This window comes from Microlunatus ginsengisoli (genome assembly GCF_039537205.1).
Lineage (GTDB): Bacteria > Actinomycetota > Actinomycetes > Propionibacteriales > Propionibacteriaceae > Microlunatus > Microlunatus ginsengisoli.
The window spans coordinates 81,834-97,080 of sequence record NZ_BAABAB010000005.1 but is presented as its reverse complement, the minus strand read 5'-3'; the positions used below and the strand labels follow the sequence as shown (position 1 = coordinate 97,080).

The 15,247-nt window shown below is 70.9% G+C and carries 11 protein-coding genes; 6 read left to right on the top strand and 5 right to left on the bottom strand.

The features are described 5' to 3' along the window. Positions 1-54: 54 nt before the first annotated feature. From ABD747_RS02715 to ABD747_RS02705, 3 genes are all read right to left on the bottom strand, one after another. Positions 55-738 (bottom strand): hypothetical protein, encoded by a 684-nt coding sequence (locus ABD747_RS02715; protein ID WP_344801547.1) that lies wholly within the window; start codon positions 736-738, stop codon positions 55-57. A gap of 131 nt (positions 739-869) precedes the next feature. Beyond that, on the bottom strand, positions 870-3,566 hold the full coding sequence (locus tag ABD747_RS02710; protein ID WP_344801546.1) for a LuxR C-terminal-related transcriptional regulator: 2,697 nt from the start codon (positions 3,564-3,566) through the stop codon (positions 870-872). 100 nt (positions 3,567-3,666) lie between these two features. Further along, positions 3,667-5,340, bottom strand: coding sequence for a flavin monoamine oxidase family protein (locus ABD747_RS02705; RefSeq protein ID WP_344801545.1), 1,674 nt, complete (start codon positions 5,338-5,340; stop codon positions 3,667-3,669). Between the two features lie 250 nt (positions 5,341-5,590). Between ABD747_RS02705 and ABD747_RS02700 the strand changes: the two genes are divergently transcribed. The 4 genes from ABD747_RS02700 to ABD747_RS02685 all read left to right on the top strand — a co-directional run bounded on the left by ABD747_RS02700 (position 5,591) and on the right by ABD747_RS02685 (position 11,247). Further along, positions 5,591-6,370 (top strand): nitrilase-related carbon-nitrogen hydrolase, encoded by a 780-nt coding sequence (locus ABD747_RS02700; RefSeq protein WP_344801544.1) that lies wholly within the window; start codon positions 5,591-5,593, stop codon positions 6,368-6,370. Positions 6,371-6,877: 507 nt separating this feature from the next. Beyond that, positions 6,878-7,867, top strand: coding sequence for a ferritin-like domain-containing protein (locus tag ABD747_RS02695; protein WP_344801543.1), 990 nt, complete (start codon positions 6,878-6,880; stop codon positions 7,865-7,867). A 102-nt stretch (positions 7,868-7,969) separates the two neighbouring features. Continuing rightward, a complete protein-coding gene (locus ABD747_RS02690) occupies positions 7,970-10,087 on the top strand; it encodes a LodA/GoxA family CTQ-dependent oxidase (RefSeq protein WP_344801542.1) in 2,118 nt (705 codons plus the stop codon). Between the two features lie 44 nt (positions 10,088-10,131). After that, positions 10,132-11,247, top strand: a complete 1,116-nt coding sequence (locus ABD747_RS02685) for an NAD(P)/FAD-dependent oxidoreductase (protein ID WP_344801541.1) — start codon at positions 10,132-10,134, stop codon at positions 11,245-11,247. A gap of 48 nt (positions 11,248-11,295) precedes the next feature. Here the strand turns inward: ABD747_RS02685 and ABD747_RS02680 are convergent, their stop codons facing one another. Then, positions 11,296-12,135: a class I SAM-dependent methyltransferase gene (locus tag ABD747_RS02680; protein WP_344801540.1), complete on the bottom strand. Its 840-nt coding sequence runs from the start codon at positions 12,133-12,135 to the stop codon at positions 11,296-11,298. A 53-nt stretch (positions 12,136-12,188) separates the two neighbouring features. Here ABD747_RS02680 and ABD747_RS02675 point away from each other — a divergent pair, with 53 nt between their 5' ends. Continuing rightward, positions 12,189-12,800, top strand: coding sequence for a TetR/AcrR family transcriptional regulator (locus tag ABD747_RS02675; protein WP_344801539.1), 612 nt, complete (start codon positions 12,189-12,191; stop codon positions 12,798-12,800). A gap of 25 nt (positions 12,801-12,825) precedes the next feature. Here ABD747_RS02675 and ABD747_RS02670 read toward each other — a convergent pair whose 3' ends face one another. Further along, positions 12,826-14,031 carry an FAD-dependent monooxygenase gene (locus tag ABD747_RS02670; protein ID WP_344801538.1) on the bottom strand — a complete coding sequence of 402 codons (1,206 nt, stop codon included), beginning with the start codon at positions 14,029-14,031 and terminating at the stop codon, positions 12,826-12,828. 119 nt (positions 14,032-14,150) lie between these two features. Between ABD747_RS02670 and ABD747_RS02665 the strand changes: the two genes are divergently transcribed. Beyond that, on the top strand, positions 14,151-15,227 hold the full coding sequence (locus tag ABD747_RS02665; protein WP_344801537.1) for a zinc-binding metallopeptidase family protein: 1,077 nt from the start codon (positions 14,151-14,153) through the stop codon (positions 15,225-15,227). The last annotated feature ends 20 nt before the right edge of the window (positions 15,228-15,247 follow it).

Sequence of the window (15,247 nt, the reverse complement as noted above, 5' to 3'; positions counted from 1 at the left end):
CGACGGGAACCGGCCAGCTCCTCGACGACCCACCCCCCGACGGGTGCCGGCTGTTCATCGGACGACGGATTCCTGGATCGAACCGGCGGGAGCGCCCGGTGCGGTCGCGGCCCGGCGCTGGGTGCGCCACAGCGTCACGCCGAGGCCGATCAGGGCGATGCCCTCCGGGACCGCCATCGGCCGGTCGAACGCCTCGGGGAGCACCGCGAGCGCGGCCGTACCCAGCGTGCTGGCGGCCAGCAGAGCCGCGGCCCAGCGGGCGAGCACCCCGGTCCGGAACAGCGCGATCCCGAACAGCAGGCCGCCGCTCAGGTAGAGCACTCCGGTGACGTCGAACCACGTCTGCAGTGCGCCGATGTCACCGGTCGGGGACCCGCCGCCGGAGGCGATCACCACGTCGTTGACGAACCCGGGCTGCGCCTCGACCAGTGCGGGGAGGACGACGACGGCGATGATCTCGACTGAGAATATCGCCAGGTACGCGGCGGCGAAGACCAGATAGCCGATCAGCCCGAGCACGCCGGCCTTGCGGTGCTGGTGCAGGTACATGCCGGTCAGACCGGCGAGTGCGAGGACGGTCATCACCGCCTTGGCGCTGCCCCGGACCACCCACTCGGCAGTCTCGCTGGTGTAGCTGTCGAAGGACGGGTGGCCGATCTGCACGGCGATGAAGATCGCTCCGGCGGCGGCGGCCGCGGCGCCGGCGGCCCGGATCAGTCCAGCGGTGGTGACGTTCATGACGAGGCTCCCGATCGGCGGTGGGCCGGACGGGCTGTCCGGCGACACCTCGGACGTTACGGACGCTCATGGTGAGGCCACATCACACGATGATGTGACCGACCTGGTGATTCATCGCGCCGCCGATGCGGTCACAGCAGATCGAGCTCGGCGGCGCGAGCGAGCGCTGCCCGCCGGGTCTGGACGTTCAGCTTGGTGAAGATGTGCCGGGTGTGGGTCCGGAACGTGTTGATCGTCATGAACAGCTGCCGGGAGATCTCGGGGCCGCTCAGCGGCGTCGCGAGCAGCCTGAGCACCTCGAGCTCGCGCTCGCTCAACGCGTCCGCACCGGCTGCCACCGCGGGTGCGGGCGAGGTGACCGCGGCGCCGGCCCGGAGCACCTCCCCGGCGAGCCGGCCCGGCCCCGGACGCGATCCGGCGGCCCGGAGCAGCACCTGCATCGGCGCTCCTTCGTCCAGGAACAGCCGGGCATAGCCGGCCGGCACGGCAGCGGTCAGCGCCCGGTCGAGCCACGTCAGCGCCAGCTCCCGCGCGCCCCGGGCGTCGTACGCGAGGGCCAGCAGCAGCTGGGCGTCCACCACGCTGCCGCCGCGGCCGTGCCGCCGAGCTTCGGCCAGCACCCGCTCGAGCAGGCCGATCACCTCGTCCGGGGCGGCGGGTGCGGAGCCGTCGGCCCGGTTCTGCGCGATCAGCAGGCGGGCGAGCGTGAGGCGGTCGAACTCGGTCAGATAGCCGAGATCCGCCGTGGCGCCGACCTGACCGCGATCCGCCCAGTCCCACGCGGCGCCGAGCTGACCGCGGGCGATCTGCAGCCGGGCGATGAGAGCGGGGACGGGCCGGACGTCGGGAAAGAAACCCGGGACGTACGCGGCCTGCGCTTCGTCCAGGTCGGTCACGGCCGCGTCGAGGTCGCCGAGAGCGCGGAGCAGTCCGGCCCGGGCGAGGTGCCAGCGATGCCGGTTCTCCGGCACGGAGGCGGCCTCGCCGAGGGCGCGGCCAGCGGCGAGGTGCGTCCGGGCGGCCTCGAGCTCACCGTGCTCACGCAGGACGTCGGCCAGCCCGATGTGGAGGTCGCCGGCGGTCGACAGCGGGACACCCCGCCGGTTCTGCGCCGTCGCGAGTGCCTGTTCATAGAGTCTGCGGGCCGTCGCCGGGCTGCCGCGGGTCAGCCACATGTCCGCGAGGACGACCGTGCCCCCGAGCGCGTCGGCCACGTTCCCGGCCGCATCGAGGCTGGCGATGGCCTGCGTGAACGTGTCGACAGCCACCTCGACCTCACCCTCCGCCCAGGCGGACAGGCCGAGGAATCCGGCCGCGCCACCCCTGGCGAAGTGGTCGTCGGGGCCGGCGAGGTCGAGTGCGGCGCGGGCGTACGCGGAGGTTGCGACGGCGTCGCCCCGGGCCTGCGCGACCGAAGCGCGATAGATCGCGATCCACGCCGGCAGCGTCCGCACGGCGTCGTCGCCGGCGGGCGCGACCCGGCCGCCCGCCGGCACCGCCAGAGCGTGCTCGGCGTCGCGTAGCCGACCCTCGACGCCGTCGAGGTCACCGGCGATCAGGCTCATCCAGGCACGCTGGATGCTCAGCGCCGGCCGCTGCCGGATCACGTCGTCGGGCAACATGCGCAGCCACTCGGTGAGCAGCCGGTCGCGCCGGAGGCGTCGCGCCTCGGGCAATGCCTGCTCGACGAGGTCGGCCGCCGCGTCCGGGTCGCCGCCCGCGTTCGCATGGGCGATCGCATCCTCGAGCAACCCGTGCCGGGCGTACCAACGGCTGGCGGACCGGTGCAGGCTGCGGAACCGCTCGGGGTGCTCGGCAGCGAGTCTGGCGCGCAGCGCGTCGGCGAACAGGTGGTGGTAGCGGTACCACTCGGACCGGTCGTCCAGAGCGACGACGAACAGGTTCGACCGGTTGAGCCGCTCGAGCATGGTGCGGCCGTCGCTTGCTCCGGTGAGCGCGTCACATAACGGGCCGGTCATCCGGTCCAGTACGGCCGTGTCCAGCAGAAACCGCTGGGTGTCCGCGGGCTGTCGGTCGAGCACCTCCTCGACCAGGTAGTCGAGCACGAAGCGGTGACTGCCGGTGAACGCCGCCACGAAGTCGTCGGTCTGGTCGCGCCCGCGCAGCGAGAGGCCGGCCAGCTGCAGTCCCGCCGCCCAACCCTCGGTTCGCGTCTCGAGCGACATCAGCTGGCCCGGATCGAGGTCCAGGCCCATCACCTGGTTGAGGAACATCTCGGCCTCGCCGAGGGTGAACCGCAGGTCGGCGGCGCGGAGCTCGACCAGCTCGCCGCGGGCACGCAGGCGTGGCAACGGCAGTGGCGGGTCGGCCCGGGTCGTGATCGCGACCGTCGCTCGCGGCGGCAGGTTGTCCAGCAGAAACCCGACCGCGTGATGGACGCGGACCTCGTCGATGACGTGGTAGTCGTCCAGCGCCAGCACGGTGCTGCCGTCCACCTCGTCCAGCTCGTTGACCAGGGCGGTCAGCAGCGCGTCGACCGGCGGTTCGCCGCCGGACTCGAGCAGCGACTCGAGGTCGTCGACGGCGGGCGAGACGCCGACCTTCACCGCGCCGACCAGATCGGACAAGAACCGGGACAGATCGTTGTCGGCTTCGTCCAGCGACAGCCAGGCCACCCGAGAGCCCGGGTCGGCGTCGAGGCTCAGCCACTGCGTGAGCAGTGTCGTCTTGCCCGCTCCCGCGGGTGCCGACACGAGCACGAGGCGCGGCAGCGGCCCGGCGTGGGTGAGCTGCTCGATCAGCCGCGGCCGGGCGATCAGCGCACGGCGCGACATCGGGACGCGCACCTTCGTCCACGGCACCGCCATGCCAGGAGACTAAGCGCTCCATGTGCCGGTCGGCCCTTCGCTCGGCACCGCCGGGACACTCGGCCAGCGAGCGGCGCAAGCCCGGCGGACGACGTGTCCGTCAGCGCGGCTCGCTGCGGAAGTCGGGCAGGGTGACCGGCTGCAACTCGTCCCAGACGTCGCCGGGGCCCGGATTGTCGGGGCTCGACGCACCGCCGAGGTGGGCGATGATGCCCCAGACGGCGTTGAGCGAGGTCTGGACCGCACCCTCCACCCACGCCGGGGTCCAGCTGACGCCGTCGCCGGCGAGGAAGATGCCACGCTCCTGCTCGGGCAGCTGCCGCTGGACGAAGTGGCCGTACATCCGCTGGTTGTAGCGGTAGTGCCCCGGCAGGGCGCCCTTGAAGGCGCCGAGGAAGTTCTCGTCCGCCTCCCAGCTGACCGTGATCGGGTTGCCACGGATGTGGCTGCGGATGTCGACCCCGGGATAGATCCGATCGAGGGCGGCCAGCGCGAGTTCGACGCGGCGCTCGGGGCCGAGCGGGAGCACCTTGAGCGCGTCGGTCATCCAGGAGTAGCTCAGGCAGATGACGGCCGGGCGATCCGGGCCGTTGTCGAAGAAGTACGTCCCCCGCGTGATCCGGTCGGTCAGCGTCATCGACAGCAGCGGCCGGCCGGTCTCCGGGTCGATCTCGTTCCAGAACGGGCGGTCCACCATCACGAACGACTTCGCGGCCTGCATGTACCTGGTTCGGTCCAGGGCCATCCACAGCTGCTGGTCGAACAGCGACTCCTCGACCGAGACCGAGGTCGTCAGCAGGTGGCTCTGGCAGGTGACCAGGACCGCGGCATAGGTGCGCGCGTTGCCCCACTGGTCGACGACGGTGAGACCGCCCGAGCCGTCGCGCTCGATCCGGGTGGCCCGGCCCAGCGTCGCACCGCCGTTGAGGGAGGCCAGGCTGGTGTGGTCGGGCCAGTGCCGGCAGGCGGCGGGCTGACGCCACAGCCGGTGCAGCAGGCTCTCGACGCCACCGACGATGTAGCGCTGGTTGTCGTCGAGCTCGAGCAGGTTGACGCGGAGGATCTCCAGCATGGAATTGGGGAAGTCGCTGTCCCAACCGCCGGTGCCGAAGCCGACCTGGCCGAACACTTCCCGATGCCGGAAGCTCAGACCGGAGAACGCCTTCGACGACACGACGAAGTCGTAGAAGGTCCGCTCGTCCCATCCCTCCGCGATCGGGTTCCACAGCTCCTTGAGCCGGCGGGCGTCCCGGTCCCGGACGGCCCGCTGCAGCTCGGTGAAGTCGGCGAACTCCTCCAACGCGGCGTGATACGCATCGGCGACCTCCCGATACAGCGGCGGCAGCTCGTGCGCCCCGCGCGCGAACTCGGTGATCCCCTCGAGGTCGATGACGGTCGAGCCGGCAGCCTCGGTCAGCGGGTTCGGAAAGGGCCGCGACTCCAGCCCGACGAGGTCGACGTAGTGATAGAAGGCGCGCGACGACACGGGGAAGCGCATCCCACCGAGCTCGGCGATGACGCCGTCGGTCCCCTCGAAGGTCTCCGACCGCAGCCGGCCGCCGAACCTCCCGGACTCGTACAGCACCGGCCGCACACCCAGCTTCATCAGCTCGTGCCCAGCGACGATCCCGGCCGTCCCCGCGCCGATGATGGCGACCTCCGTGCCGAGCCGGTCCTCGGGAATCGTCCCCAGCCCGGCCGGGCTGGTGATCCAGTCGTCGTACGCGAAGGGGAAGTCCGGGCCGAACGCGGTGACTGGTCGGTCCTCGGTCATGAGCGGAGCCTCTCGGTCCATCGACTCGGTCATGAGCGGAGCCTCTCGGGAGTGAGGAGTGATTCTGGGCGACACGCTTTTCGTCGTCCGGAATCACGACGAACGAGCGAGATCCTGCGTAGCTCATGACCCGGAGCGCGGAGCGCGACCATCGACTCGGTCATGAGCGGAGCCTCGCGGGTTCTGGGCCCGTCGGCCCGTGCCGGTGAACGGTTCGCCGTCATCGTAGGGCGACGGTAGCGTCGGCCACATGAAGCTCGCGCTGTGGCAGTGCCACCCGACGGACGGCCGGGTGGCGGAGGCGCTGGACGCGTTGGAGGCGCAGCTGGCTGCGGCCGCCGCCGCGGGCGCGCGCCTGCTCGTCGTGCCGGAGCTCTACCTCCCGGGATACAACCGGCCGGACCTGCACGCCGCGCTGGCTCAGCCAGCCGACGGCGTGTGGATGACCCACATCCGGGAGCTGGCCCGAGCGGCCGGCTGCGGCGTGTGTCTCGGCTGGGCCGAGCGTGACGGGTCGGACGTGTACAACGCGGGCACCCTGATCGGTCCCGACGGCTCGATCCTGATCCACTATCGCAAGATCCAGCTGTTCGGCGGGATGGAGGCCGAGAGCTTCCGCCGTGGCGCCGGTCTCGCCCCGGTGGTCGACATCGAGGGTCGCCGGGTCGGGCTGCTGGTCTGCTACGACATCGAGTTCCCCGGGCACGCCGCCGCCCTGGGAGCCGCCGGTGCCGACCTGATCCTGGTCCCGACGGCCAACCCCGTCGGTTACGAGCACGTCCAGCGCACGCTGGTACCGGCGCGGGCCCACGAGAACGACGCCGTCGTGGCCTACGCCAACCTCGTCGGGACCGAGGGAGACCTCAGCTTCGGCGGGCTGTCGCTGATCGCGGGACCGGACGGCCTGCCGCTGGCGTCCGCGGGCGCGTGGGGAGAGGCACTCCTCGTCGTCGACCTCGACGCCGCGGCCGCCATCCCGCCGGCCGGACACGCCACCCTGGCCGCCGACTACCGTCCGGTGGACCGATGATGCCCACCCGGGCCCCTTCGAACACACCGTCGTCGCCGCCCTGCACGAGATCGCGGATCAGAGTCCGCCCGCGACGATTCTGAGCGCGTGCAGCCCGTGGGCCAGCGCCGATGACTACGCCGGTGTCGTGGCCGCCCTACCGGGGCAAGGCCCAGTTCACCGCCGGATGCCGAACTGGCGCGACGACCATGGAGCGCTCGCCCATCTGAAGATCGACCCCGGGCGACCTGACGGGTCTCGACGATCAGCTAGAGCCCCCCGACGGTGTCGCCGATCGACCTCGCGCGGTGGAAACCGACCTCGGAAAACGGTTGCTGGTCGGCATGAGGTCGATCGGCGACACGCAGTTCGACCGAGGTACTCACGCGCACCCACCGACCGTCGATCCGCCCCGATGTCGCCTGCTACGCTGCCCGCTATCGGCCGGGGGGCGTAGGAACCGGGCAGGCGTCGACATCCAGCGGGGATGCGGGAGCGCGGCCCGAGGAGCCGGCGAGGTGGCCCAGAGTGAAACTCACCGACGAGCAATGGGACCTCGGCCACCTGCATGATCATCTGCAGGCGGCGGCCGAACTGGAGGCCTGGACGATCCCGTACTACCTGTCGGCGATGTTCTCCGTGGTCGACCGCTCCACCGACGCGTACCAGCTGATCCAGTCGGTCGTGAACCAGGAGATGCTGCACCTGCAGCTGGTGTCGAACATCGCCAACGCCTACGGCTACAGCCCCGTGCTGACGCCCGGCGCCTTCGTCTACGCCGGGCAGAACGTGCCGCATCTCGACTTCAAGCTGGATCCGGACAACCCGATCCCCCAGTTCACCCCGTTCAGTGCCGAGATCGGGCCGCTCGATCAGCCTCGGATCAACGCGATGTGCCTGATCGAGTATCCCGAGTGGGACACCGGCGGCAAGCCGGACTTTCAGCAGGACGTCACCGACTACGGCAGCATCGGCGAGTTCTACGACGCATTGGAGTACGGCGCGCACCAGCTGTCCGACCAGATCGCCGGCGCGGTCAATCAGGTCGACCTGTTCTCCGCGTTCTATCGCGATCTGCCCACGATGATCGTGCGCGGTGTCGGCCGAGCCGGGTGGAGCGAGGTCCAGCTGCTGATCGACGTGATCCGCGACCAGGGCGAGGCCGCGAAGGCTGCCGACGCGATCGCCGCGCCGTTCCGCAACACCGCCGACGATCCCGACGCGGAGCAGAGTCACTACGAGAAGTTCAGCCAGATCCGCGGGGAGACGTTGCCGGCGGTCTATCCGGTCAAGGATCCGGCGAGCTACACGCCGGAGGATCGGAAGCGGCAGAGCATCTTGATCAAGGACTTCGCCCGCTTCACCGCTGCCGTGAGCGAACTGTGCTCCGGGCGTCGCCCGGTCGATTTCGAGACCGTGATGGTGACGCTCGGCGGCGACATCCTGGCCTGCTGGAAGAGCGGAGTGACCCCCGAGTTCACCCCGCCGTCGCAGCCACCCACCGGCGTCTTCGCCTGACGTCCCGATCGCCTGACATCCCGTCGCCTGACATCCCGATCGCCTGACATCCGGATCACCTGACATCCCGATCACCTGACACAGCGCCGAGTGAGGAGAACAATGCCGATCACCTTCCGGCTCCATCCGACGATCAACTTCGCCCGGGTCGGCACGAGCGACGACTTCTACCTCTCACCCGAGACCAGCGCCGGGCTGCCGGTGACCGGAGCCGGCGATCTGGTCGGCGGCCTGCCGATCAAGCGCGGCACCGAGGACGAGCCGATCACCAGCGACGACCTGCGCGACGCGGACGGGAACCTGCTCCGCCAGGCAGCCCGCTTCCGGATCTACGCCTACGAGTTCTCCGCTCCCGACAGCTATCCCGGCGGGGGTGGAGTCGAGGTGTTGCCGGGGGCTCGGCTGAGCGACGGGCGGGAGGTCGCCGACGTCGTCTGGACCGTCCACCTGGCCAACAAGAAGGCGAACGCGTACGACGTCGTCCCCTCCCAAGGACTGCAGGCGTTCGCCGACGGCAAGGTGCCGGGTCTGCGCAACGCCAGTCTCTACGGCACAGTCGACACGCCGCAGCGGCTGCAACAGCTCGTGATCGACCCCGGCCCGCGGGCGATCAGGTCGGGCACGGGCGGCACGGTTGCCTTCGACGCCACCACGGTCGCGAGCTTCTCCGACGACACCGGGGCGATCGCCGAGCAGCCCGCGTACCCGGTCAGCTTCCCGCAGACGGTGAACAGCCGGTTGTTCCAGCCGAGCGGGCCGCTGGACACCCTCGGCGAGCTGCGGACCGACGAGCGCGGACGGCTGCTCGTGCTCGCCGGCCACGGCCGGACCGCCGCCGTCTACGACGAGTACGGCGACCCGATGCCGCTGACCGGCGACCTGAACAACGACGGTTGGTTCGACGACGCGGCGGATGGGCCGGTGTCGGCCACCGTGGTGTTCACCGACGGAACCGTCGAGGAGGCGTTCGGCGCCTGGGTGGTCTGCGGCGACCCCGCCTTCGCCCCGCAGATCCGCAACGTGGTCTCGGTCTGGGACGACGTGTACGACGCCTGGGTCCGCGAGCTGGACCTGCAACCCGAGATCTGTTCCGGCGGGCAGTTCCGCGCCGACTACCGGCCCGGTTTCGCCGCCGAGATCCACCCCGTCTTCCGCGCGGCGTCGCTGCAGCGCTGGACGGCGAACCTGCCCGAGCTGGCGGTGCGGGCGCACGAGGCGGTGGGCGCGATCTCGGCCGGCGACGACCCCGACACCACGATCATGTCCGGGCTCGCCTACGTCCGGAACCCGAACAACGCCGACGAGCTCAGCGTCGGCGTACCGCTGATGCCGCTCTCGCTGGGCGAGGCGGGCACCGACTTCCTCGCCGTCAGCCGCACCCAGTACTTCTTCCTCGAGCAGTGGAGCCTGGGTCGGTTCGAGCCGGACGGAGAGTCCCGGCTGGGTCCGGGTGAATACCTGGACATGGCTTCGTTGAGCAACTGCCTCGGCGGCCGGTACGTGCCGGGGATCGAGCTGAGCTATCCGGTCCGGCAGCCCGACCTGTACGACACCGACTGGCGTACGTCCGGTGCCGGCCCGTTCCGGATCAGGCACAAGCCGCTCGACTACGGCACCGCGGTCAAGAACGCACCCTTCCTGACCGGAGGCTGGATTCCCTTGCACGGGATGACCAACGGGCTGGAACCCGGCGACCTGTCGAAGTTCATGTCCGTCCCCTGGCAGACCGACTACAACTCCTGCTCGATCCACCAGCCGAGCATCAACACCTCGGGACGCAACACCGCCACCGGAAACCCGACCACGCTGTACTGGTCGTGGCCCTCGCAACGGCCCGACGCGGTGTACCCGGCGACGGCGGTGGTGAACGGCGTGCTGCCGCCGCGCGTCTGGTCGATCCGCGGGCCGGGCACGCTGACCAACGATCCGAAGAGCGCGGCCACGTTCCAACGCGCCCTGCAGTCGGTCCAGCAGTGGGATCGGATCGGCGTGGTCCTGCAGGGCTCGGTGATTCGAGGTGGTCCGTACTCACCGGACTTCTTCCTGGAGGCCGAGAGCCGGCTGCCGACCGAGGGTCAGTCGTTGAACGTCGTCGCCGAGTGGCCGTTCAATGCCAATCCTCCGGCGTCTCCGCCTGGGGCCAATCCTCCGGCGTCTCCGCCTGGGGCCAATCCTCCGGCGGCTCCGCCTGGGGCCAATCCTGCGGGCGGTGTCGGCTGACGCAGCCGAGGGCGGACCGGGACGATCTGGTCGCCGATGTCCTCGTGGTCGGCGGTGGGATCGCCGGCCTCGCGAGCGCGATCGAGTTGGCGCTCGCCGGCGCCGGCGTGGTCGTCGCCGAGGCGACCGGCGCCCCGACCGAGCGATTCGGCGAGACCCTGGCACCCGGCGTGCTCGCCCGGCTCGATCGGCTCGGACTGAGCGAGGTGTTCCGCTCGGCCGGCCATCTGAGCTGCCCCGGGACAGCGGTCTGTTGGGGCAGCGACCGGATCGGGCACAACGACTTCGTCCTGGACCCGCACGGACCGGCATGGCACATCGACCGGTCGCGGTTCGAGCTGATGCTCCGCGCGCGGGCCGTGCAGCTGGGCGTCGAGGTGCTGCCGGCGACGCGAGTCGTGGACGTCGAGGAGTCGGGCACCCGGACCGTCGCCGCGGTGCGCAGCCCCTCGGGCGCTCCGGTCGGCACTCGCACCGTCAGCGCACGCTGGCTGATCGACGCATCGGGTCCCACGGCCTGGTTGGCTCGACGCCGCGACGTCGGTCGCGTCGTGATCGACCGGCTCGTCGCGCTGGTCCGGATCGCAGCCGTGGCCGGCAGCTTCACCGCCCAGACGCTCGTCGAGTCGACCCCGGAGGGCTGGTGGTACGCCGCGCGCATTCCGGCCGACCGGCTGGTGACGGTCTTCGTCACCGAACCCCGGTCCGCGCGAGCGCTGATCTCCGAGGGCTGGGCAGGCTGGCACTGGGCACTCGGCGCCACACGCCTGCTGGCCGACCGGCTCGCCGATGCCGGGGTCACCGCGGAGGGTGCGGCGTTTCGGGTCGGTTCGATCGGCGTCAGCCGCCTGTCCCGGGTGGCCGGCGAACGCTGGCTGGCCGTTGGTGACGCCGCCGCCCAGCTCGACCCGATCGCCGGGCGCGGGATCCACGACGCTCTCGGCGACGCCGGCCACGCTGCTCGCCTGGTCGCCGAGTCGCTCCGCGGCGGGCGGCCGGCGATCGCAGAGTTCGGCGATCGAGTCCACGCCCGGTTCGCCGAGCACCTGACGCAGCGCGAGGGCTGGTACGACGTCGAGCGCCAGTGGCCGGCGGCGCCGTTCTGGCGCCATCGCGCGGCTGGTCTCCTCCGGGCTCGGCCGGCTGCGACCGTTCGGTGAGCCGGCGGTCGGATCGACGGAGCCGTGAACGGAAGGGCGTGCAGCGGGTCAATCGGGCATTCGCTCGGCGATCGCGGCGACCGTCGTACAGCCGACCACGAGCGATCCACCGGCAGCGTCGATCGCCGCTCCCATTCTCCGCAGAAGCAGCTCGAGCTTGTCGCTCGGAAGGCGATTGATGCCGCCCGCGGTCGAGGTCACCTCGAGCCAGGCGTCGCGCCCGGTCGTCGACTGCCACTCGAAGGTCAACCGCTCGACTGCGCCGAAGGCGCCGGTCGCCCGGAGACCGTCGGCCGTGCGGTCGATGATCGCCCCGTAGGGGTCCGCCGCCGGCGCCACGGTCCAAGGATTGAACGGGAGCCCGGTCTCGAGCGACTCGAAGATATCGGCGAAGACAGTAGCGACCTCCGGTGCCGGAACGACCGTGTTCCAGAACAGCGCGAGCCGACCGCCGGGGCGCAACACGCCGGCGGCCTTGGCGGTGCCGGCGACCGGATCGATCCAGTGCCAGGTCTGCCCGGCGATCACCCCGTCGAAGGTCCGCCCGGCCGGATCCCAGTCCTCGAATCGTCCGTCCTCGACCACGAGGTCCTTCGCGCGTGCGACCGCAGCCATCCGCGGATCCGGCTCGATGCCGAGCAGCTCGAATCCACGCTCGCGAAACGGCTCGGCCGAGATGCCGGTGCCGATCCCGACATCGAGGATCGCCCGGCCGGGCAGTCGTTCCACGACGGCGTCGACCAGCGCAGCCGGATAGCGAGGACGTACCCGGTCGTACTTCTCGGCATCCGATCCGAACGCCTGGGCCAGCTCCGGGTGGCGGTACGCCGCGTCGCCAGTCGGAGCGGGCGGTGGGGTCGGAGGGGTCGAAGCAGCTAGAGTGGGCACGTGCCCACTGTAAGTGGGCGATCGCCCACTTACAACGTGAGGGACGGAGACTCGTGCCCACCGGGGTTGCACTGCGCGACGCACGCTCCCAGCTTCTTGCCGCCGGGGAGCGGGTGCTGCTCGACGGCGGGCCGGCAGCCCTCACGAGCCGCACCGTCACCGACGAGGCCGGCGTGGCCAAGGGCGTCCTGCACCGGCACTTCGCCGACTTCGACGACTTTCTCGCGACGCTCGTACGAGAGCGGATCGCCGCCATCGACGCCTGGTCGGTCGAGCTGAGCGAGCGAGCCGGCGCCGGCACGGTGATCGAGAACGTCTGCGCGGCGCTCGTCCGGATCTTCGACCCGCTGGGCCTGGCGATCATCCGGCTCCTGCTCTCCCGCGACGAACTCCGGACCCGTGTCCGGGCGGGCACCGGTCCCGGCATCCCGACCCTGACCGAGGCCGTGGTGGGCCTCGCGGCCTATCTGCTCGCCGAGCAACGGGTCGGCCGGATCCTCGCCGGCGCCGCACCCGCTGCCCTGGCGCCGGCGCTCGTCGGGGCCGGGCATCTGCTCTTCGCGGGCGAACTCGGCGGGCTGCCCGACGAGTCGGCCGTGCACGAGGTCGTCGAGGCCATCCTGGTCGGGGCCGAGCCCGGTCCCGACGAGGACGGTCGCGGCTGAGGCCGCGCCCGCCCCGGACGGCTCGTCACCTCCGGTAAGTCGGCAGTTCGATCCGGTCCGCGGGCGGTCGGAACAGGGTCTGTTCGAAGCGGCGCAGCGGTCCCGACGCGGCGAGGCGAAACGCGGTCCGCAGCGCGCTGACGCCGAGCGTGCTGCGGGGGTGCATGATGCCCGGCGCGCCGGGCGGCAGCTGCTGCGCCTTGTCCACGTAGGGCCGCATCACCTGCTCGTAGCTGTCGAGCGCCTGCCCGACGTCGGGCCGGGTGGCCAGCTCGCCGGCCAGGACGTACGCGCCCACCACCGCCAGGCTCGCGCCCATCCCGCTGACCGGTGACGGGCAGTAGGCCGCATCCCCCACCAGCACCGCGCGTCCGGCACTCCACCGCGGAGCCATGATCTGAGCGACATCGTCCACATAGACGTCGTCGGAGCGCAGCAGACCGTCGACCAGGCGCGGCGTTTCCCACCCGGCATCCCGGAAGCGATCGGCGAAGCACTCGATCACCCGAGGATCGCGAGCGACCGGAGCGGTCCGCATCGACAACGTCGCTCGCTGACGGCCGACGTTGTCGGGCCGGAGCGTCGCCGCGCGACCTCCTGCCGCGTTGTACCAGCGCCACCAGTCGTCGTCGGTGTCAGGGCGATCGATCGAGAAGTACGCGATGGAGACTCCGAGTTCTCGTCGGCGCACCGGACCGAAGGCGGCCTCCCCGAGTTGCTCGCGTGTGTTCGAGCCGATCCCCTCGGCGATGATCACGACATCGACGTCCTCGTGCTGGCCGCTGCTCAACTCGACCGGCAGCCGGCCGTCCGAGCGTCCCCGGCCGGGTGCCGGACCGTCGAGCCGCTCGATCCACGTGCCGAAGGGGTAGTCGACGGCGTCGCGCGTCCGCTCGTACAAGAGGCCGACGAGCTGGCCGCGGAGGATCTCACGCTCGGCCGTCGCGCCGTCGCTGTCCGACATGCCCGCGACGAACTCGCCGACGCTTCGATCGTCCTCGTCAACGAACCGCGTACCGACCTCGCCCGTGCCGCGGGCACCGACCTCCTCGTCGAGGTGCATCCGGCGCAAGACGTCGCGGGCGGCGCCACGAAGATCGATGTTCTGCCCGCCGGTCCTGATCGCCGGGAACCGTTCGACCAGGGTGCACTCCCAGCCGTACCGCGTCAGCCACCACCCCGCGACGATCCCGGCCACGCCGGCGCCGGAGATGAGCGCACGTTGCACCATCGAGACCTCCCTCTGTCACCGTCGCCTGATTCCCTTCTCCGGCCGGGTCCGGATGCATCAGCGGCCTCCGCGGCGTCGGCTGAAAACGGCGCGCGGGCGGGGTGCCCTACGGTGAGCGCGTGATCCCGCAACCCCGCTGCCCGCACTGCCGGCACTTCGTCTACCTGGACGCCGTGCGCTGCCCCCACTGCGACGGTGAGCTCGGCTATCACCTGCTGAGTCGACAGTTCTACGGCGTCCGCCACGGTCAGACGGTCATCGACGGGCAGACCTGGTACGTGTGCTCCAACCGGGAGTGGGACTGCAACTGGCTGGTCTGGGAGGACAGCCCGGCGGGACGGTGCTTCTCGTGTCGACTGACCAGGCGGCGCCCCGATCTCGACGACACCATCGCACTCGACAAACTCGCCAAGACCGAGGAGGCCAAACGCCGGCTCCTCGTGCAACTCGGCGACCTCGGGCTGCCCATCGTGCCGTGGGATGTGCAGGAGGGCGGCTTGGGCTTCGACCTCATCTCGAGCCTGTCGAACGGCCAGCGCGTGATCACCGGTCATGCGAACGGCATCATCACCCTGGACCTCGCCGAGAGCCTCGACGACCACCGCGAGGCGCTCCGGGTCCGCCTGCGCGAGCCGTACCGAACGATGCTCGGCCACCTGCGGCACGAGGTCGGGCACTACTACCAGAACGTGCTGCTGCCCGACGAGAGCGCGTGGGCGCGGTGCCGCGAGCTCTTCGGCGACGAACGGGCCAGCTACCAGGACGCGATCAAGCGCCACTACTCGGTCGGCGCCCCGGAGGGCTGGCAGTCGTCGTTCATCTCCGAGTACGCCACCATGCATCCGTGGGAGGACTTCGCCGAGTCCTTCGCGCACTATCTGCACATCACCGGCACGCTGCAGACGGCCGCAGCCATCGGCATCCACCTCGACGCCGCCGCGACCAATGTGCGCGACATCGACGTGGACCCGCTGGAGTCGTATCGCGACGAGTCGATCCAGCGCCTGCTGAGCGACTGGGAGTCGATGTCGAGGGCGTTCAACCGCATCAACCGGGCGATGGGCTTCGGGGATCTGTATCCCTTCCAGCTACCGGCACCGGTGCGCACGAAACTCGGCTTCGTGCACGACATCGTGACCCACGCGCCGCTCACCGTCGACGAGCAGATCACCCGCGCCCTGCCCGAGCGACCGTGACGGAGCGGCGGTCCCGACCG

Bases quoted from the DNA above. Each gene is read 5' to 3' on its own strand.
- ABD747_RS02710 (WP_344801546.1), bottom strand. From the start codon at position 3,566: ATGGCGGTGCCGTGGACGAAGGTGCGCGTCCCGATGTCGCGCCGTGCG.
- ABD747_RS02670 (WP_344801538.1), bottom strand. From the start codon at position 14,031: ATGGTGCAACGTGCGCTCATCTCCGGCGCCGGCGTGGCCGGGATCGTC.
- ABD747_RS02700 (WP_344801544.1), top strand. From the start codon at position 5,591: ATGAAGCTCGCGCTGTGGCAGTGCCACCCGACGGACGGCCGGGTGGCG.
- ABD747_RS02705 (WP_344801545.1), bottom strand. From the start codon at position 5,340: ATGACCGAGGACCGACCAGTCACCGCGTTCGGCCCGGACTTCCCCTTC.
- ABD747_RS02690 (WP_344801542.1), top strand. From the start codon at position 7,970: ATGCCGATCACCTTCCGGCTCCATCCGACGATCAACTTCGCCCGGGTC.
- ABD747_RS02715 (WP_344801547.1), bottom strand. From the start codon at position 738: ATGAACGTCACCACCGCTGGACTGATCCGGGCCGCCGGCGCCGCGGCC.